Annotated in this window: 15 protein-coding genes and 1 pseudogene; 8 read left to right on the top strand and 8 right to left on the bottom strand. The window is 48.7% G+C overall.

Annotated features, from left to right (window positions below; translation table 11 throughout):
- Positions 1 to 5: 5 nt before the first annotated feature.
- Complete coding sequence (locus HMPREF0658_RS08875; protein WP_006950304.1) at positions 6 to 3194, bottom strand: SusC/RagA family TonB-linked outer membrane protein; 3189 nt, start codon at positions 3192 to 3194, stop codon at positions 6 to 8.
- Positions 3195 to 3468: 274 nt separating this feature from the next.
- Complete coding sequence (locus HMPREF0658_RS11925; protein ID WP_006950306.1) at positions 3469 to 3600, bottom strand: hypothetical protein; 132 nt, start codon at positions 3598 to 3600, stop codon at positions 3469 to 3471.
- 986 nt (positions 3601 to 4586) lie between these two features.
- On the opposite strand from HMPREF0658_RS11925, the gene HMPREF0658_RS08880 reads away from it, so the two are divergent.
- The 3 genes from HMPREF0658_RS08880 to HMPREF0658_RS08890 all read left to right on the top strand — a co-directional run bounded on the left by HMPREF0658_RS08880 (position 4587) and on the right by HMPREF0658_RS08890 (position 9759).
- Positions 4587 to 5876 carry a hypothetical protein gene (locus HMPREF0658_RS08880; RefSeq protein ID WP_006950307.1) on the top strand — a complete coding sequence of 430 codons (1290 nt, stop codon included), beginning with the start codon at positions 4587 to 4589 and terminating at the stop codon, positions 5874 to 5876.
- 93 nt (positions 5877 to 5969) lie between these two features.
- Positions 5970 to 8033, top strand: a complete 2064-nt coding sequence (locus tag HMPREF0658_RS08885) for a S8 family serine peptidase (RefSeq protein WP_006950308.1) — start codon at positions 5970 to 5972, stop codon at positions 8031 to 8033.
- Between the two features lie 115 nt (positions 8034 to 8148).
- Positions 8149 to 9759: a leucine-rich repeat domain-containing protein gene (locus tag HMPREF0658_RS08890; RefSeq protein ID WP_139047749.1), complete on the top strand. Its 1611-nt coding sequence runs from the start codon at positions 8149 to 8151 to the stop codon at positions 9757 to 9759.
- 186 nt (positions 9760 to 9945) lie between these two features.
- Here the strand turns inward: HMPREF0658_RS08890 and HMPREF0658_RS11690 are convergent, their stop codons facing one another.
- The gene (locus HMPREF0658_RS11690) at positions 9946 to 10116 is read right to left on the bottom strand and encodes a hypothetical protein (RefSeq protein ID WP_006950310.1); all 171 of its coding nucleotides are present in this window, start codon (positions 10114 to 10116) and stop codon (positions 9946 to 9948) included.
- A 401-nt stretch (positions 10117 to 10517) separates the two neighbouring features.
- Here HMPREF0658_RS11690 and mtaB point away from each other — a divergent pair, with 401 nt between their 5' ends.
- Both mtaB and HMPREF0658_RS08900 read left to right on the top strand, forming a co-directional pair.
- Positions 10518 to 11849 carry a tRNA (N(6)-L-threonylcarbamoyladenosine(37)-C(2))-methylthiotransferase MtaB gene (gene mtaB / locus HMPREF0658_RS08895; RefSeq protein ID WP_006950312.1) on the top strand — a complete coding sequence of 444 codons (1332 nt, stop codon included), beginning with the start codon at positions 10518 to 10520 and terminating at the stop codon, positions 11847 to 11849.
- A 12-nt stretch (positions 11850 to 11861) separates the two neighbouring features.
- Positions 11862 to 12890 (top strand): glycosyltransferase family 2 protein, encoded by a 1029-nt coding sequence (locus HMPREF0658_RS08900; RefSeq protein WP_006950313.1) that lies wholly within the window; start codon positions 11862 to 11864, stop codon positions 12888 to 12890.
- Here the strand turns inward: HMPREF0658_RS08900 and HMPREF0658_RS08905 are convergent.
- The 3 genes and pseudogenes from HMPREF0658_RS08905 to HMPREF0658_RS08915 form a co-directional block, all read right to left on the bottom strand.
- Positions 12887 to 13693: a LicD family protein gene (locus tag HMPREF0658_RS08905; RefSeq protein ID WP_006950314.1), complete on the bottom strand. Its 807-nt coding sequence runs from the start codon at positions 13691 to 13693 to the stop codon at positions 12887 to 12889. The genes HMPREF0658_RS08900 and HMPREF0658_RS08905 overlap by 4 nt on opposite strands.
- A complete protein-coding gene (locus HMPREF0658_RS08910; RefSeq protein WP_006950315.1) occupies positions 13683 to 14123 on the bottom strand; it encodes a DUF6483 family protein in 441 nt (146 codons plus the stop codon). The genes HMPREF0658_RS08905 and HMPREF0658_RS08910 overlap by 11 nt, the downstream gene beginning before the upstream one ends.
- 99 nt (positions 14124 to 14222) lie before the next feature.
- Positions 14223 to 14987: pseudogene (locus HMPREF0658_RS08915) on the bottom strand (ABC transporter ATP-binding protein); the annotation flags it as partial.
- Positions 14988 to 15669: 682 nt separating this feature from the next.
- Between HMPREF0658_RS08915 and HMPREF0658_RS08920 the strand changes: the two are divergent.
- The 3 genes from HMPREF0658_RS08920 to HMPREF0658_RS08930 all read left to right on the top strand — a co-directional run bounded on the left by HMPREF0658_RS08920 (position 15670) and on the right by HMPREF0658_RS08930 (position 19543).
- On the top strand, positions 15670 to 16593 hold the full coding sequence (locus HMPREF0658_RS08920) for a YitT family protein (RefSeq protein ID WP_006950318.1): 924 nt from the start codon (positions 15670 to 15672) through the stop codon (positions 16591 to 16593).
- A gap of 176 nt (positions 16594 to 16769) precedes the next feature.
- Positions 16770 to 18242, top strand: coding sequence for a PepSY-associated TM helix domain-containing protein (locus HMPREF0658_RS08925; protein WP_006950320.1), 1473 nt, complete (start codon positions 16770 to 16772; stop codon positions 18240 to 18242).
- Complete coding sequence (locus tag HMPREF0658_RS08930) at positions 18242 to 19543, top strand: UDP-N-acetylmuramoyl-tripeptide--D-alanyl-D-alanine ligase (protein ID WP_006950321.1); 1302 nt, start codon at positions 18242 to 18244, stop codon at positions 19541 to 19543. Before HMPREF0658_RS08925 ends, HMPREF0658_RS08930 begins: the two co-directional genes overlap by 1 nt.
- Positions 19544 to 19572: 29 nt before the next feature.
- On the opposite strand, the gene HMPREF0658_RS08935 is transcribed toward HMPREF0658_RS08930, so the two are convergent.
- Positions 19573 to 19935: a DUF2752 domain-containing protein gene (locus tag HMPREF0658_RS08935; protein ID WP_006950322.1), complete on the bottom strand. Its 363-nt coding sequence runs from the start codon at positions 19933 to 19935 to the stop codon at positions 19573 to 19575.
- Positions 19935 to 20207 (bottom strand): CD225/dispanin family protein, encoded by a 273-nt coding sequence (locus tag HMPREF0658_RS08940; protein WP_006950323.1) that lies wholly within the window; start codon positions 20205 to 20207, stop codon positions 19935 to 19937. The genes HMPREF0658_RS08935 and HMPREF0658_RS08940 overlap by 1 nt, the downstream gene beginning before the upstream one ends.
- Positions 20208 to 20436: the final 229 nt, after the last annotated feature.

The raw sequence follows: 20436 nt of genomic DNA on the forward strand, positions 1-20436 counted from the left end.
CCGGTTTAGAATTTAACAGTCAGGTTGAAACCAAATTTACGTGAACTCGGGTTGGCAGAGTATTCGCCAAAGTATCCTTCTAAGTCATTACCGAATGAAGTAAGCTCCGGGTCTACGAATGTATTCTCTGCCGGCGTCCACAACATCAGATTATTTCCGAAGAATGACAGGCGGACATCTGTCAGGAATGTCTTAGTTAACCATTTCTTAGGCAAATCCCAGCCCACCACAACAGAGCGCAGTTTCACATACGACTTGTCGATGAGGAAGCCGGAATCCATGTCTATACCTCCGTTGTTCCAGTAGTTATAGATATCCGTAGCATTCAACGGGGTTGCATTGTCTATGTATTTGGGGTTGCCTGAACCGTCTACGCCGTCCTGCACCACGGTATTCGGAATAATCCATGGGTTACGGCTGTTGTAGGTTGTCTGTATGGCGTTGCCCACAAAGTAATTGACACTCTTCGTACGAGAGAACATCTTACCTCCGTGACGAATATCGATGTCGAAAGACAGTGATACACCTTTATACATGAATGTATTGTTGATACCCATCATGTATTTATGATTCATGCTACCCACAATTTGTTGTTCGGGGTTTTTGACCGGTAGACCTTTCTTGTCTACCACGATTTTACCCGTTGCAGGGTCGCGCAGGGGAACATAAGCCTTGAAGATTCCAAGCTCTTTTCCTGTCATGGCATAGAGACCCGTTCCACCGGTAAAACCATAAATCATGGTACTGCCACCCAGTGCCTCCGGCAGGCTGATGACCTTGCTCCAGTTCTTCGTGAAGTTCCAAGAGATGCTCCAAGAGAAATCCTTTATCTTAACAGGCGTACCACTGATGAGTAACTCTATACCTCTGTTACGTATTTTTCCGAGGTTGATGTTCTGTGCCGTATAGCCTGCGGCGGGATCCATGTCGAGACTGAATATCTGTTTATCGGATATTCGATTGTAGAAAGAGGCATCAAAGCTCACCCTGTTTTGCAAGAAGGCCATGTTCAATCCTACTTCCGTTTCCGTACTCATCTCTGGGCTTAGCGTATTACTGCCTATCACGTTGCCCACAGTATAAGCGTTCCAATTACCCTTGGTAAAGGGGAATTCACTCTTCCACCAACCGCTGGAATTGGCGAGCGCCTGAGCAAATACGCTACCTGTCATATACGGTTTGGCATCATTACCTGTCTTTCCCCAGGCAGCACGCAACTTTCCGTATGTAATCACTTTCTTAAGATCATCGCTCAGCAGTTCGGAGAATATCCAACTACCCGTTATACCCGGGTAGAAGAACGACCTATGCCCATTGGGAAGTGTGGACGACCAGTCGTTACGGGCTGTCAGCGTGAGGTAGAGCATGTCCTTATAGGCTACCTCTACTTGACCGAACAGACCCATCAGGCGTTGCATTTGCGAATGCGTGTCGATGGTCGGCTTTTCGGCAGAGTTAGAGAGGTTGAACCATGTAGGAATGGTCAGATTGGTCACTGAAGCATACAAATAATCGTATTTGCGCTCGTTGCCGTTGAAACCTGCCAAAGCGTTCAGGTGCAGTCCTGTATAGACATCCTTGTCGAAAGTCACGAGTAAATCTTGGTTGATTTCGCGCCGACGGGTGGTTCGTTCCGATACCTTACCCGTTATCTTCGACAATGCGTCCTTCCAGTTCGGGGTACCGGCATAGATGGCAGACATGTTGGGTGTGCCCATGTCGTGGTGCTCGGTGCCGGTGTCCAGACCAAAGCGGTATGTCAGTCTGAAGTACTTCAGGAAATCGTAGTCCAATTGCAGCTTACCGTAGAAGCGTTCGCTTTCAAACTCGTTCTTGAAGTTCCGGAGTATGTAGTAGGGGTTAGTCACACCGTAAGGCGTATAATAATACCCGGGGGTATTGAACGGATTGCTGAGGTCTTTCAGTTCCACGATACTGATGTCGCGCGGCGTTTGCATGATGTTATTGTACATGGAGCTAGCGCCTTGTCCTGTAGACACGAAGTTGTTCTTTTGATAAGCATAGTTGAGCGATGTGCTGAACGTAAGGTCTTTTATCTTATGGCTGCCTCTGGCAGAGAACGTGTACTTGTTGTAGCTGTCGGCATCCGTGGGGACGATACCGTCTTCATGAATTTGCGACAGACTCACAAAGTAGTTGCTCACATCCGTTGCGCCGTTAAACGATACGCTGTTGTTGTATCGGAAACCCGTATCAAAGAAATCGCGCACGTTGTGCTTAATAGGAAGATACGACTTTAATAGTTGAGAACCCTCGTACACATTGCCATAGCGTAACATCGAACCGTCGAACCGCGGTCCCCACGAGCCGTTTTCAAGGTCGGTCTTTTCTCCATACCAACCCATACCGAAGTCATTCTGCATTTGTGGAAGACGCAGCAATGTTTCCCATTGCACGCCGCCGTTGTATTCTATGCCTACACCTTTTTTCTGTTTCGATCCGCTCTTGGTGGTAATCAGTATCACACCGTTTGCGGCGCGGTTGCCATAGAGTGCCGTGGCGGCGGCACCTTTCAGAATAGTCATACTCTCTACGTCGTCGGGATTCACCGCACTTGCACCGTTACCGAAGTCATAGCCGCTATTCAGACAATCTGTACTATACACCGCAGTATTGGTCAGAGGCACGCCGTCTATCACGTATAGCGGCTGGTTCGTACCGCCTAACGAACTGACACCACGTACAATGACCGACTTCGAAGAGCCGGGGTCTGACGACGAATTCGATATTTGCACACCGGCTACCTTACCCGACAAACTCGACATGATATCGTTTGTACGTGCGGCAGCTATCTCATCGCCTTTCACGGCAGTAGCAGAGAACCCCAGCGCTTTAGCCGAGCGTTTGATGCCCATCGCCGTGACCACCACCTCGTTCAAGGTATTGTCTTCCGGTTCGAGCACCACATTCATGTTTGCACTTGCGGTAAGTTCCACTGTCTTCATACCGATAGAAGAGATACGAAGCCGCCCGTGAGCGGGGACAGTGAGCGTAAACTTACCATCAACATTGGTCACTGTGCCTTGATTGGTACCGATAATCACGATAGAGGCACCAATAACAGGCTGACCGTCTTCGGAACTTGTAACGGTTCCGGAAACCCTTGTTTGCGCCAAAACTGCTCCTATGCACAGAAACAGACTGGCCAACACCATTGTTAGTTTTCTTGCCATAAATAATCTCTCGCTTAGGTTAATTAATGTATATTTTCCACTCCGCTAATATAAGGAATTATTTTTCATCTTCCAAACATTTTGAAAGGAAAATTACAATTTTATATGAAAAAGCATATAAAATAGCGGAGAATTACATACAGAGTGCATAGAAATTAAAAGAAAATATAAAGATGTGTTTGTGTTTAAAATGGTTTTATCATCATAATTTTGGGATAGAGATATTCATTTCTTGTAACCTTTTATTACTTTTTGCTCTGTTTTTTACACCTTATTATATATATAGGTTGCCGATTTCGTTACGTCTGTTGTCGTTTGCCGAGCGGGTATGCCGGTTTTGTTCTGCCGTTTGTTTCCCTCTACAGGCTATGCTTGCATGATGGTGGATGCCCCATAGATGTTGCATACCGGTTGTTTTACGCCGCCGTCGTCTGCATCGAGCTTGCTGTTTTTCTTTAAATCTGTGGGGTAAGATTCGTAGACCGTATGTTGCCGGAGTTTGCTTCGCTGATGAGAAGATGATTTTCATTCATCACTTTTCAGCCTCTTTTTCTTATGATTCCTTAGTATTCGATGCTCAAAGGTTCGGGATTGTAACTCGTAACCCTCATCGTTCATGAGACCGCTTTTCTACTATTTCAATAGAGATGATATGGCTTCCTATACAGGCCTTCATGACCGACGGGGGGTAAGGGTCGTAAAGTGACGATTGATAAGTCGGCATTCGTACCGTGTACAGATGTCGTTCGTCCTATGTACAGGTGGTGTTTGTACAGGGAAAGGTCGGCAACCTTTCCCGACGCAAATCGTATCGGTTCTGGGATTCTGTCGCACCTACAGCGCTCCATTTAGAGGAATGTTCTATCCCCAGCGCGATGCGCTGGGCTGACATCTTGCGTTCTTGCAGAGATTACATTACACCTCGTACCACTATATCTCGCATTTAATGCACTGCGCTATCATGCTCTGCCAGCACTTGCATTGTGTCTCACACCATTATAATATGGTATTGATGTGCCCTACAATGTGCCTTTTTCAAAGCCTACTCCCACCTTATGAACGAGTAGAATGTGTATTGGTGCGAATCGCGACGACGTGCTTTTAATGGTGTCATCCAAACCGGTGACCGATTTGTCTCAAAGATTCTTCACGCAAGAAATAAAATATTCCACAATTTTTCTTGGAACATTCCCCATCAATTTGTATATTTGCGCCGTGCTTTATTACACAGACTGCGAGTAATAAACAGCAGGGAAACGCCGAAAAACAGTGTTACATGGCTCTTTCGCTTGCCTTTTGTCTGAAGGAGGAATCCCGCTTAGGGTAAACATTTCTGTGGGCATTACACATAGAAGAAGCATTTTATACACTTAATGAATCATACTAAAACCAATGAAGAAATTCTACCTTTTATCTTTTTTACTGACTATTGCCTTGCAGGCATTGGCACAAGTATGGGATGGCATTGCCGCCACGACATGGACTACCGGCGACGGAACAGTGAGTAACCCCTATCTGATAGAGACGCCTTCACAATTGGCCTATCTTTCGAAACGTGTGGGAAATGGCGACACATTTGAAAACCAATATTTTCGGTTGACGAACGACCTCAACATGGGTGACAAGGAGTTCCCCATTATCGGCAAATACGACAAGAGTACAGACCCGAAGACCAACGAAACCACCGACAACTCTCTCTACTTCAAGGGTGTCTTCGACGGCAACCATAAGGCCATCGACCACCTGCTTATCACCAAAGCACCAGCTGTCACCGGCTCAATTGCAGGGCAGCCGGTATCGTTGGGCGGCGTAGCCCTCTTTGCCTGTACCGCCAACAGCAGTATCATCAGAAACGTAACCATCGGTGAGCATTCCAAGATAAACGTAGACGGTGAGATTATAGGTAGCATCATCGGCGTGATGGAAGGCGGATTGCTGGAAAACAGTGTCAACCTCTGCACCGTCAGTGCAACCACTTTCGGCGGTGGTCTTGTGGGCTACGCCACCGGAACGAGTACCATACAATACTGCGCAAACAAGGGCAGTGTATCCGCAACCGGCATGATTTGCGGCGGTATCGTCAGTCAGATAGACAAGACGGCAACGGTGAGAGGCTGTTACAATGTCGGCACCGTGACGGGTAAGTCTTACTTTGTAGGCGGTATTGTGGGCATCACTTACGATGGGGTGACGGTGAAGAATTGCTACGAAACAGGCAAAGTGACTGCACCGAAGAGCTTCATGAGTACGCCTCACGCCATCATCGGAGAGAACGACAAGAACACTGCTGTATGGGCAGACAATTATTATGTGGAGGCACTGTCGGGCGTGAAAGACGATGCAGCTACCGCACTTACCGAGGCAGAATTACAGGCCGACGATGCAATCGTAAAGCTGAATCATTTGCTGGACATCCATGCTTTTGTATCAGACAGTAGAAACATCAACCGCGGTTTCCCCATACTGTCATGGGAACAGCCTGGAGTGACAGGCATTACTTCCGCAACAACGGAAGGGGACATCGTCGTGAATGGGCGTTCCATTATAGGGAGACAAACTGTTACAGTGCGCGACATCAGTGGTCGGGTAGTAGCTGTCGGTACAGATATCAGCTTACAAGAGGCCGGTATCTATCTGGTTTCTGCAGGGAAACAACCCACAATGAAAGTTGTTGTAAGATAATCGTTCCTACTTTGTGAACCCATGAAAGTCTGCATCTCTCTACCGCATCAGCACGGAGACACAGACTTTCATCACTGCTTTTACACCGCTATCATGAGAAAGATATTGACTTTTGCGGCCTGTTGTCTATGGGGCTTACTGCCAATACATGCACAGCAATGCACCGTCTTGTCGGCTAAGCTCGATGCAAGAGCGGGACTGCTCGTATCAGCACCCGTACAAGAGCGGGAAGACAGTGCCGTGCATGTCTATATTACCTTTGCCGATGAAACAGCGAAGACCCGCATCGAACAACAATACCACGTGCATTTCAACGTCGGATGCGGGGATACGTATACGGCTGTTATCCCCTGCTCAATGGTAGCCGACCTTGCTGCCGACTCCGCCGTTAAAGGCTTGTCTATGGGGGAGGCAGTGAAGCCCATGACCGATGAGGTGCGCCTGCAAACACAAGTAAATACCTTGCATGCCGGTACAGATTTATCCATGTCGTATAAAGGTGCCGGTGTGCTTGTGGGTATCATCGACACCGGTTTCGATTTTACGCACCCCCATTTTGCCGATGTAGCAGGGCGGTGCCGCATTCTCAGCGTATGGGACCAGAATGCACCGACTACTTCGCTGAGTACCTATGGTTATGGCAGCGTCTATGACACACCGGCAGCAATCGCTGCAGCAGGGCACGACAACACTTTGATGACCCATGGTACCCATGTAGCAGGTATTGCAGCCGGCAGTGCCGTTACGCCTTATCAGGGCATGGCTCCCGAATCAAAACTCGTGCTCGTGTCCACCAATCGAACGGAACAAGGCATTGTAGACGGGGTAGATTATTTAGTGAAGTATGCACAGCAGGCAGGACGTCCCATTGCCATCAATATCAGTCTCGGTTCTATGTTAGGATTCAAAGATGGTACAGGACTGATGGCGAGGATGATAGACCACTTGTTGAAAGACAGGCAAGGATGTCTGATGGCCGTTGCCGTAGGAAACGAGGGACATCGTAATTCCACGCTCACAGGCAGCAAAGTGAAAAGTATCTGGAAAATGCCGGCCTCAGGAGCTGACCAACTCTTTGTGGAAGCACGCCCGAGTGAGACTTGTACCGTGCGACTGCTGCTGAAAGATAAAAAGACAAATCAGGTTTATTTTGACCATACTTTTACAACAGGCAAGGTATGGACAGAGAAATATGAACGGTTTGGGACAATGGATAAGGAGCGAGCATCGCTGGTAGCCACTTGTGGAAGCAACAGCATAACAGGAGCCTTCGCCCTTACATTCCATGTGGGATACACACTGCAACCGGATGAGGAGTGGACAGTAGAACTTCGCTCTTCGCAAGGAACAGCCATGGCCTACAGCAACAACGGCAACTTCTCGGCAGAAGGACATGAAGGGTATACCGACGGGTCGGCACGCTGTACCATAGCAATGACGGCTACAGGCCGCGAACCGATAGCCGTTGGGGCTACCGTCTCGAAGAATCGATACATGAGCATCGCAGGAGTGGAGACAATTAAGCCATGGACACTCCGTGAACGATACCCGCTTTCTGCCCTTGGCCCGTGCAGCGATGGCCGTATAAAGCCCGATATTGTTGCCCCGGGAGCAGCTGTGGTTTCCTCATATAACAGCTTTGCTGCGCCGAAGACGGTAAAGGCAACCGACGTAGTCTATAGCCGACAAATCGGTGGGAAACCCTATTATTGGTATGTGGAGAGCGGGACTTCTATGGCGGCACCGGCAGTAACGGGTATCATGGCACTCTGGTTGCAGGCGCATCCCACACTGACAGCTGCCAAGGTGAGGACGCTGTTAAGCAAGACGGCACGCAGGGAGATGCTCATGGGACAGTTGTCGGATAACCGATACGGAATGGGGCAAATCGATGCCTTGGCGGGTATGCAGGAACTGTTGGGAACGACCGGAGTAGCTTCTTCACCATCGACATCCACCATCGGATATGTCTACAAGAAGGATGCCGGCATGCTTTTTACACAAGGTGTACACCACACATTTGTGTATGGGGTAGACGGACAGTTGCTTCTACAAACCGACCAATGCCATGTGCACATGGGCGGATTACCCACCGGCCTCTATTTTGTGAGGTTGAAAGGGACGAACGGAGAGCAAATGGTGAAGCTGCAGCGATAGGCAAGCGATTCATCGACATAGAAAGAGATGTCAATCATCTACAAACTGCCATCACAGCGATTATCAGATATACCTAAAGACTTTTATACATTTAACCTTTTAAAAACATTATCCAATGAGAAAAAATTTACTTACTCTTTGCCTTTCGGCAATGGTTCTCGTGGCCAATGCACAGCAGACGACCCCGAACATCGTTATCACTTTCCAAGAATCAGGTAAGAGTGTGGAATTGGCCATCGGTGGTCAGACAGGAGACGAATTTAAAATAGACTGGGGAGACGGCGTGCTCGCCACTTACAGCAAAGCAGCCTATTATAAAGGAGAACTCAAGTCGAAAACCATAAAGGTTTACGGCGACAAAATCATGTTATTGCGAGCACGCAACTTAGGTATTGAGGCACTTACTGTCAGCAATGCCGGTTCTCTCTCACAAATACAGGTAGGCGGCAACAGTATCAAACAACTCGACCTGAAGCAGGCGCCCTATTTGACCGGCCTGTATGCCGAAGATAACAAGTTGGAATTGCTCGATGTGACCAACAACAAGTTCTTGCGTGTCATTGACGTACACAATAACAAACTCGCCGGAGAGATAGACTGTTCAAATATGATCAAACTCTCGAAAGTGGACATTTCCGATAATCAATATACCAAACTCACGGTACCTACTCATAACACGCTGCAAAACGTAAACTTCGGCAACAATCTGTTGACCGAAATAGATGTCAAAGACCGCAAGGGCCTCGAAGAGTTACGCTGTTCCGGTAACCGCCTTACCACACTCGACCTATCGGGAGTAACCGCTCTCACCGAGCTTTATGCCGACGGCAACCACCTTACTACGCTCGACCTTTCCGGCAGTACGAAGTTGAAAACCCTCAAGGCAGACAACAACCTACTGACACAGGTAAAAACAGGGTATAACACCACGCTCGAAGGTGTTTATCTCTATAACAACGCTCTTGAGACACTCGACCTCTCGCAGAACCCTAATGTGAGGTATCTTAACGTGGAACGCAACCGCCTCAACACCCTTCCCACGGTAGGACATTCGCTTCTCTCAATCCTCATAGCTGGCCACAATAATATCGAATCAGTGAATCTATCCGATAATAATAATCTGTTGCAGGTGAAACTGAATCACAATAAACTGACAACGATTACGGTAACAAACCTAAAGAACATGAGCTGGCTGAAAGTAGACAATAACCGACTGAATGAACTCGATCTTAGTAAGAACAAAACGCTCACATGGTTGGAATGCGACAGCAACCGCATCGATCGCCTCGACCTCAGCCACAACACCTACCTGCAATGGATAGCTGCCGAAGATAACCGGTTAGGAGAGCTTGACCTTTCTGCCAATAAGAAAGTGCAGGGATTGTCGTTGCAAAACAATGAGTTCGCACTGCAAGCCATGAACGACCTTATCGGGCAGTTGCAAGACGTGTCGGGTGTGACCATCAACGATTACAATCGTGCTTGGGCTCGTATTCTCAATATTACTATGCCTGATGCCGACAAAGCCGACATCGCTACTGCAAAAGCCAAGGGATGGACAGTAATTACCGGTGCGACGACCGGTATTGGAAAGATGATTACAGAGCAAGAAGAGGTCTATCCGATTTACTATGTTACACCGGCCGGTATCATTAGTCGTCAACCAAGCAAGGGTATCAACATTGTCAGATACAGCAACGGCACCACACGTAAGGTGGTCTTCTGACGCTTCATTATTCCACTCTCCTTTTCTTTCTCTGTACTCGGTACAGCACCCGAGCCACAGGTAGGAATTATCAAGTGCAGACCTCGTAACAGACGGTCTGCACTTTTTCCGTATGTCATCGGGTAATGACATAAAAAAACCGCCGGACTGAGTCCGACGGTCGTTAGCTCTTTGAGTTCGCCTCAATTACATCCGAGCTGCTGCGGTATCAGCTGCTGCAGTGTCAGCTGCTGCAGTATCAACGGCTGCGGTATCAACAGCTGCGGTATCCTTTGCAGGAGCCTGAGCGGTTTTGTTACCACAAGATGCGAAAGAGATAGCTACTACAGCTACAAATGCTAAAACTAATTTTTTCATTTTCTTTGCTTTTTAAATCTGTAAAACAATCAGTTGTTTATTAAAACGTTGCAAAGGTAAGTATTTTTTCTATAGGTTGTTCTTTTTTTAGATACTTTTTTCACCATTTACTGTGACTTTTTTATAAATCATTCATTTTAAGGTGGTTTTTAGAAGAAATATAATGAAAAATATAGTTGTTGACGAATGAACGAGCAAGAAAAACGGAGTATTTCCGTCGGAACAGGTAGCTGCATCCCTGTTTATTTCGTATTTCTTACGGAAGCCGTCCCCTTCTTCGGTGTTTATTTCGTATCTTTGCATGTCGTTCTACGACGTGGAAGGCTGCAACTTTCAGAGACATGTGGCCTCCATGTTACGGATATGGTTCACTTTCACATGTTATTATATTATAAGGTGCAATGATAGATACTTCTGCTTTCCAAGGAAAAACGGCGGCATATTTTACATTGGGCTGTAAGTTGAATTTCTCGGAGACATCTACGTTCGGACAGTTATTGCAGGAAATGGGCGTGCGGACGGTCGCAGAGGGAGAGTACGCAGACATTTGCCTCATCAACACATGCTCGGTGACAGAGGTTGCCGACCACAAATGCCGGCAAGCTATTCGACGAATGGTGCGTGAGCATCCCGGTGCATTCGTTGTCGTCACCGGCTGCTATGCACAGCTCGCCCCCGATGCCATCGCTGGGATTGAAGGGGTAGACCTTGTGCTGGGCGCTAATGAGAAAGCCGACCTCATACAGCACCTTTCTCGCGCTTGGAGCGAAGAACTTGCTGGCAAGCATACCACTTGCAGTATTACCGGCACGACTGCCGAGATTCGTTCTTTCGCACCGAGTTGCGCCCGAGGTAATCGCACCCGTTACTTTCTGAAGGTACAAGATGGCTGTGACTACTTCTGCACCTACTGCACAATACCTTTCGCTCGCGGTAGAAGCCGAAACCCTTCTATCGAATCGCTCGTGGAACAGGCTGAAACAGCAGCCCGACAAGGCGGAAAAGAAATCGTACTCACCGGCGTGAACATCGGAGAATTCAGCACGGCCGAAGGTCTCGGCCTACTGGAGCTTGTGAAGACTCTCGACTGTGTAGAGGGCATTCAGCGCTTCCGTATCAGCAGTATTGAGCCCGACCTCCTCGACGATGAACTCATCGCCTACTGTGCTGAGAGCCGAGCTTTCATGCCCCACTTCCACATCCCCTTGCAGTCGGGTAGTGATGCTGTCTTGCGCCTTATGGAGCGGCATTACGACACGAAGCTCTTTGCCGAGAAGGTGGATACCATACGCCGTTACATGCCGGATGCGTTCATTGGTGTAGACGTGATGGTCGGTGCGCGAGGAGAAACGCCAGAATACTTTGACGAGACCTATCGCTTTCTCGACTCACTCGACATTACACAGCTCCACGTTTTCCCTTATTCCGAGCGACCGGGCACACGCGCACTGCGTATTCCCTACATCGTGAGCGACCACGACAAGCGTTTAAGAAGCAAGCGATTGCTCGAGTTATCCGACCGAAAGACACGGGCATTCTATGCCAAACACATCGGTACGACCGCCGAGGTGTTGCTTGAGAAAGGCACACACGGGAAAGCTGTGATGCACGGTTTTACACGCAATTACATCCGTGTGGAACTGCGCGGTCAAGCTCCCGACAACCATCTCGTCCACGTTGTGCTCGGCGACTTTACCCACAATAAGACTGCTCTGAAGATTACACTCCCCTAAACCATTCTTGCTATGAAGAAGACAGCTATCGTAATTCTCAATTGGAACGGTGCCGATATGCTCGCACAGTATTTGCCTTCCGTTATCAACTACTCCCGCGAGGAGGCCGACATTTATGTGGCCGACAACGGTTCCACCGACAATTCCCTTGAGCTTCTGGCCGACCGCTTCCCGCAATGTCATACCATTATGCTCGACAAGAACTACGGTTTCGCAGAGGGCTACAATCGTGCGCTGGCGCAGATAGACTCCGAATACTACGTGTTGTTGAACTCCGACGTAGAAGTGACCCATCATTGGCTTACTCCGTTGCTCGAATTCATGGACACATACGCCGATGTGGCCGCCTGCCAGCCCAAGTTATTGTCGGCTCTTGACCATGATAAGTTTGAGTATGCCGGCGCGTCAGGAGGATTCATCGACTGTTACGGCTACCCTTTCTGCCGTGGAAGAGTGTTTGGCAACGTGGAGATTGACGATGGGCAATATGATAATATTACCGACATACATTGGGGCACCGGCGCTTGTTTGCTGATACGTGCTACCGACTACCATGCCGTAGGGGGATTCGACCCGCGCTTCTTCGCCCACAGTGAGGAGATTGACCTCTGTTGGCGGTTGCGTCTGCGCGGCCGTCGGATTTGTTGCCTGCCGGAAAGCTGCGTTTATCATCTCGGAGGTGGCACGCTGCCCAAGGGTAATCCGATGAAGACTTACCTCAATTTCAGAAACAATCTTGCGATGTTATACAAATGTCTGCCCGATGCCGACTTGCGCCACGTGATGCGAATACGCTGTCTGACAGACGCACTTGCAGCTCTTGTGATGCTGATAAAAGACCGTAGCCTCGGTGATTTCCGTGCAGTCAGACGCGCACGCCGCGACTTTCACTCATGGAAACGGGAGCTGGATGTCTCTCGCCGCGAGATACAGGCTACAAGTTTGCAAGTGCCAGCGTCGGGAGCCGGTCGCACACCTTTCTCCATTCTCTACCAATATTATATAAAAGGTATCCACACCTTTTCCAAGATGCCTTGCTAAACCAAATCGGTCATGAAGAAGATGCCATGCACTTTCCGCTTGTCCACAGGTGGTAGTTGCATGTAATCCTTATAAAGGTCGGTCAGATAAACATCGGGTTGTCGCGGCGCTTTAAAGGGGATGCCCTCGAAGAGAATATCCTTTGTGGGAAAGATGCAATCCTTACGATGCGTTATGCCGTAGCCGTTGTTCACAAGAATGTTGCACATATACGTATCCGTGTTGCGCAACAAGTTGGCTGAACGCCACAGCATCATCAGCCACAGTTTCTTGGCATGGAAGTAGAAGAACTCTGCAACTGAACGCCACGAATACGTGTGCTTGGCCGAAAGCACCGCCATACTCTTATTGATGCCACCCACCACCGTTTTCACGAACTGCCGGCTCACATCGGGATAATTGATAAAGGGGAATATATCTACAAATACTCCCTTTTGATAAGGCTGCGTGAAATCATCCATCGCCTCCACGCAATACGAATTCAAATCGCGTACTTTCGTGATGGGAAGGCGGCGCGAGGGGTCGCTTTCTTGTGTCTGAAGAAACAGATGCGGAGGCAACTCACGTGGTGCTACGATCTCGAAGCGTGCCAAATCTTCTTTCCGCATGGCAATGTCTATGTCGTCGTCCCACGGGATGAATCCCCCATGGCGCACTGCGCCTAAACAGGTGCCGCCATCCAGCCAGTAATCAATATTGTGCTTGCGGCAGATGCGGTCTATTTCTTTCAGTATCTCAAGTTCCTTGCATTGCAATGCCCGCAGGTTGTCTGTCAGGTATTGTTCTAAATACTTATTTTCCATTGTCTTCTCGGGTATTTTCCGGCTTTGCACCTTTGCTGTCAGTATGATACAAGGCCGTCCGTAGCCGTCCCATCTTTGTCAGACGGTCTTGCGAATAGGTACCGCTATGGCGATCAATGAAGTCAAACAGGCTTAGTGCCCGCTGCTGTATCCCTTCACACAGCGTTCCGGTGCGCATCTCTGCTTCCACATAATATAGTTCGGCCAGCATCTCCATGCGATAGATGCGTTCGTCTTCGGGGTAACGCGTAAACGACCCCATTACCTCATCTATTGAAGAGGTATGGTAAAAGGTGTAATCATCCAGATATTGGCGGTACAACTGTTCGAGCATTTCCTGTCGTTCTCTGCCCTCTTTCTTCTCCAGCAACCGCTTTAAGGCAGCCATAAATTCCTGTATCAGGCGCATGATATAGTCGCGTTGCAACATCGTCCTCGGTTTTTTCTCATTTGTTTTCTACAAAAAGGTCGGCCACATGTCCGTGTCGGAAGCGGTCGGCCTTCATTCTTTCAGTATCTTTACACGCAATGTCTCCTTATCGAACACAATGCCTGCCCGTTCCACGTATCGGCTCAGCACGTCCCTGTTGGCCAATTCCTCGGCAGTGCCGATGCTCACTCCTTTGTCTTTTTCCATGAGCCAAAGTCTGTCGGCAATCTGCAAAGCCAGCTCAAAGTCGTGCGTAGAGAGAAAAATAGTCTTATCCGTTTCTCTACTCAAACGGCGTAAGAGCTGCATCATCTCTACCTTGCTGGGGAAGTCTAAAAACGCTGTAGGCTCGTCGAGATAGATAACCGGAGTCTCCTGTGCCAGCGCCTTGGCAATCATCACTTTCTGACGTTCACCGTCGCTCAGCGTCTGAATCGTGCGACGCCCCAATGAAGCCACCCCTACAAGTTTCAGAGATTGCTCCACCACCTCCTTGTCGGCATGGGTAAGCGTACCCCAGAAGCCGGTGTACGGACTTCGGCCGATACCCACCAGCTCGGTTACCGTCATGTTTTGCACCCGCGGGCGTGAGGTAAGCACAATACCGATGAGCCTCGACATCTCCCGCTCCGTATAGCTGCTGAGTTCCCTCCCTTGAAGCATGATTTCACCCGAGAGTTTCGGTAAGAAGGCGGAAAGTGTGCGTAAAAGTGTGGATTTTCCCACGCCGTTAGCTCCGAGCAGACAGGTGAGTTCACCGCTGCATATCGATGCATTGATATGGGAAGCCACCGTCTTCACCGAACCCTTCTTGCCACCATACCCAATGGAGAGGTCACGCAGGACAATTGTTTCCTTTTTCATTCCAAATCTGATTTTCTTTGCTTGGTAATCACAAGACAGGTGAAACGCTATCGAGCACTTTCTCATGACGGGTGCTTATAGGGTGCAAATATACAATAATTCACGTTATCCGCAAAGCAATGGTTCCTATCTTTTACCCACAAGAACTGTCAACCTTATTAGGAACACCAACCTAAATCAGGATGCTACATTTTGTTTTCTAAGAGGATAACTTTCAGGGTATCAAAGCTATGCTTCCATCGTCTAAAAGGATAGCTTTTAGCGTGGCAAAGCATAGCTTTTTCATTTCACTTTGTATGCGATTGATTCCCAGACGTTTACGGTTTACCCCATTGTACCCGTGGAACGGTTACCTCCTTATCGGTTATGAGACTGCTCATCTACTCTTTCAATATGAATTCCATCAGAAGATATCGTCTTCCTGTGATACTTTCCATGCAAAAAACTCCATGTACTTACAATCTGTAACCCCATGCAAAAGACGATGCACACGAGGAAAAACGGAAAGCGCGACGACATTTTATAAAAAAACGAATCAAAATCTTGGTATATCAAAGTCTTTTCGTATATTTGCACGGAAAATATAAAGAGGACTGACGGTTGCAAGGTTTCAGATTGAAAGTTGCCTATTTTTTCAGTATTCTCTCCATGAAAGACCTTTGAAAGAACGATAAAGAAATATATGGGAAATACAAACAGTAAATTCAGCGTACTACGTGACTACATTTTATTAACCATTTCCATGTCTGTAGGAAGTGCGGGGTGGGTCATTTTTCTACTGCCTAATCACATCACGTTAGGCGGTTTGCCGGGTATCTCGTCCATACTCTATTGGGGTTTTGGCATACCTGTACAGACCACCTATTTCGTACTCAACATTGTATTGTTGGCAGTGGCATTGAAAATACTCGGTCTTAAATTCTGCATTCGTACCATTTATGCCGTCATCGTCTTTACAGCCACTACGGCACTCATGCAAGACCTCATGCAAGGCAGAGGGTTGCTGGCAAACCAACCGTTTATGGCTACAGTCATCGGAGGTTGTGCCCTCGGTGCATGCATCGGGTTAGGACTGTCGGCTAACGGTAGCACCGGAGGGTCGGATGTGGTAGCCGCCATCATCAACAAATACCGCGACATCTCGCTGGGAAATGCCATCCTGCTGTGCGACATCACCATCATCACGTGCAGTTATTTCGTGCTTCACAGTTGGGAAATGGTGATTTATGGCTATGTATTGCTGTTCATTTCCTCGACATGTGTAGACCACGTGGTGAACCTTACCCGACGTTCGGTACAGTTCTTTATCATCTCGGAGAAGCACGAAGAGATAAGCAAGGCCATCAACACCAGCGCACAACGTGGATGCACTATCATCAACGGGCAAGGCTGTTACTCGGGTAAAGAAGTGAAGATGCTGTTTGTGCTGGCACGGCAGAACGAATCGTCGAAGATTTTTCAGCTCATCGAACAGATAGACCCCCATGCCTTTGTGTCGCAGAGTGCCGTTATTGGTGTCTACGGATTAGGGTTCGATGCCTTTAAGGTGAAACACCGGAAGAGTGAACCCAAGGAAATAGCGAAAAAAGAAGCCGTAGCACAGTAGTATGCTACGGAGTATCGACAGCCATCGGTGAGCCTTCCGCACCGATAGCCTCTTGTCTTGTTGCTGTTGCCCATCAGGGTATTGGCATTTATCGGCAGGATAAGAAAAACGAGCCGACGGCTTGCACGTTCCGATAAAAATACGTATTTTCGCAACCGCAATCAAATCCTGCTGTTGTGAAAAAGAAGACTTGGGTGAGACATCACCGCTACTTCGGGCTGGTGCTTGCCTTTTTCATCATCATGTTTTGTCTCTCCGGGCTGGTGCTCAACCACCCCTCAGTGTTCTCGGATGTCAATGTGAGCCGCAGCCTGTTGCCCACCGATTATCGCTATAAGCAGTGGAACGGCGGTCTGCTTCGCGGTACGCTCCTGTGGCGCAACAGTGTATTGGTGTATGGTAATAGCGGTATTTGGCTCACCGATGCCAGAGCGTCGGCCTTTAAAGATTTCAATGCCGGTCTGCCGGAAGGTGCAGATATGCGCAACATACGCGGCCTTGCCATCCTGCCATCGGGAAATCTCTTTGCTGCGGGTGCCTACGGGCTCTATGAGTATCGTCACCCCGACGGATGGCAGGAGCGAATCTTGCCGCGCGACGAGAACGAACGTTTGAGCGACATCTCCACGCTCGGCGATACGCTTATCATTACCGGTCGTTCCCACATCTACATGTCTTTACCGCCTTATCGCACTTTCCACAAAATCATATTACCGGCCACCGATGATGCCGACGGCAAAGTATCGCTCTTCAAAACCATATGGCAGCTACATAGCGGCGAACTCTTCGGCCTTGCCGGCCGGCTTGTGGTTGATGCCATTGCCTTGGTGCTCATCTTCCTCAGCCTGTCGGGCGTGCTTTATTGGTTGTTTCCGCACGTGATGAAACATCGTCCGGCACGCCTCATGCGGAAACTCTTTTCATGGCACGATGCCGTGGGACGTATTACCATCGTGCTAACCCTCTTTATCTGTATTACGGGCTGGTTGTTACGACCACCCGCTCTTATCGCCATTGCTTCGGCCAAGATTCCCCCCATACCCGGCAGCGCATTGGACAGTGATAACCCTTGGCACGAGAAACTACGCACCCTGCGTTACGACAAGAACGAGGGCGACTGGTTGCTTTATACCTCCGACGGCTTCTTCTCTCTCAAACACTTCATGGATGCCCCATGGCCTGTAGAACCTGCCCCCCCCGTGAGCGTGATGGGCATCAACGTGCAGCAACGCGATGAACATGGCAATTGGCTCATCGGCTCCTTCAACGGATTGTACGTCTGGCAGCGAAAGACCGGTCAAGTGTTCGACTATCGAAACCATCAACCTGCAGGCAAAGTGAGCCGCATCCCCGATTTGAGTAATGCCGTGGCCGGCTATACGGCAGATTTCGCAGGTGGCCATCGCATGGTCGATTACTATTCGGGTACCCCGTCATTGTCCATGCCAGCCCGCATGACCGATCTCCCGATATCGCTCCGCGCCCTTGCGCTCGAAGTGCATACAGGACGCATCTACACCTTTCTTGGCGGCAGCAACAACATTCTCTACATCTTTCTCATAGGTCTTGCCATTGCATGGTGCCTTTGGACGGGATGGAAACTGCGAACCAAACCACACAAACGAAAAACCACAAATCTTAACCGATAATGAATACAGCCGAACTATACAAGATATTCACCCGCCACCCCGTCATTACTACTGATACGCGCGACTGTCCGGCAGATAGTATCTTCTTCGCTCTGCATGGAGATACATTCAATGGCAATGCCTTTGCCGCAAAAGCCCTTGAGGCCGGTTGCGCCTATGCCGTTGTCGATGAGCCGCAATACGCAAATGCCGACGACGACCGCTACCTCATGGTGCCCGACAGTCTGAAAGCTCTACAGGATTTAGCACGTCATCATCGCCGCCAAATGCCCGCCCGCATCATCGGTATCACGGGGACGAACGGCAAGACTACCACCAAAGAACTCATCGCTGCCGTATTAGCCGAGAAATACAATGTGCTCTATACACAAGGCAATTTCAATAACCACATCGGCGTGCCCAAGACGCTGTTGCGCCTGAAACCCGAACACGAGGTGGGCGTTATTGAAATGGGTGCTAATCACCCGGGGGAGATTGCATGCCTCGCCGGCATTGCAGAGCCCGATTGCGGGATGATAACGAACGTAGGGAAAGCACATCTTGAAGGTTTCGGGTCGTTTGAGGGCGTTATCAAAACCAAAGGAGAACTCTATGATTTCCTACGTACAAAGCTTAAAAGTACCGTCTTTATCGACAATGATAACCCCTATCTGTGCGACATATCCCAAGGATTGAACCTCGTCAGATACGGTTGCCGTCCGGCAGAAAACCTTTTAATAGAGGGGCAGGCGGCATCATCGACACCGCTGTTGCAGTTTCGTTGGCGGCACAGCACTGATGCATGGCATGATGTCGGTACACAACTTATCGGGTCTTATAATCTTACGAACCTGCTCGCTGCCGCTTGCGTCGGACTATATTTCAGCATCGCGCCTGAACAAATAGACCATGCTCTCTCACACTATACGCCGGGGAACAACCGTTCGCAGTTGGCCGTAACCGCTCACAATCGTCTTATCATCGATGCCTATAATGCCAATCCTACGAGTATGAATGCCGCTCTGACAAACTTTGAAGAGATGGACGTGCCCAAGAAAATGGCGATTTTAGGCGATATGAAAGAGTTGGGAACGGTGAGCCATGCCGAACATCAAAAGCTCGTAGACGGTCTTCGCCACAGCACCATCCATACCGTGTGGCTCGTGGGTGAAGAGTTTGGCCAGACCGAAACAGATTTCCGCAAGTTCCGAAATGTGGAGGAAGTGAAGCAGGCACTCGAAAAAGAACGTCCGGAAGGCTACCACATTCTTATCAAAGGTAGCCACGGCACGCGGTTATATACGCTTCCAGAGGTGTTGTAATATATAAAAGGTAAGGGGAACGGTGAGGTTTACCAGCCAAAGATATTGCGCACAACAGCCCAAAGAAGTACCACAAAAAGGCAGATAAGCGTGGTTGCGGGGCTATTCAATCGCCGGTAAAAGGCGGGCATCTGCGTGCGTTTCCATTCCGCGAAGACCAAAACGACGACTGCGGGAATCGACATCACCAGCAACGCATTATATCCGAAAGCATCCCCCATACGAAAATGCAACAGGCTGTGAATCGCTCTTTGCGATCCACAGCCCGGACATTTTAAACCTGTCAACGACAGAAAAGGACATTTGGGAAACCACTCGTTGTGGGCAGGACTATACGTAAAGTAAACACCCGTCGCCGCCAACAACAGCAACAGTAGCCCCCATTTCTTCATCAGTGTGCGTTAGACAGTGCTACAGAGAATACTGTAGCGTAGAGTATGATGTAGACAACAATCACGATAACACCGGCAATCGCACCGTATTTTGTCCACTTCTTAGCGGCTTCGCTGGCTGCTACAGCTGCTTCATACTGCCCCTGTGCAAAGAGCGAGCTTACCTTTGCTGCATTGATAATGCCCACGATGCCGAGCGGCAAGCAGCAGAAAAGGGTAACTAAGATAGACTCTACAAGGTAGGTCTTCGGCTGAACATTTGTTCCTTCCATAATAATAATTTTAAATTAAATAATAGTATATAAAGAATGTATATGCCAATGATTATCTAAGGACGGTACAAAGATAACATTATTTTTTTACACATGATGATATTTACTCGAAAAAGTGTACGGTATCTTTTTAAGAAAACATTTGTGTGTTTCACCAACTTTGTTTACCTTTGCCGCCATTATGCAGAATACGGCTATATATAATATAAGGAATACGGTGCAGAAGAGA

Origin of the sequence: Hoylesella marshii DSM 16973 = JCM 13450, from assembly GCF_000146675.1 — a bacterium.
Classification (GTDB): Bacteria; Bacteroidota; Bacteroidia; order Bacteroidales; family Bacteroidaceae; genus Prevotella; species Prevotella marshii.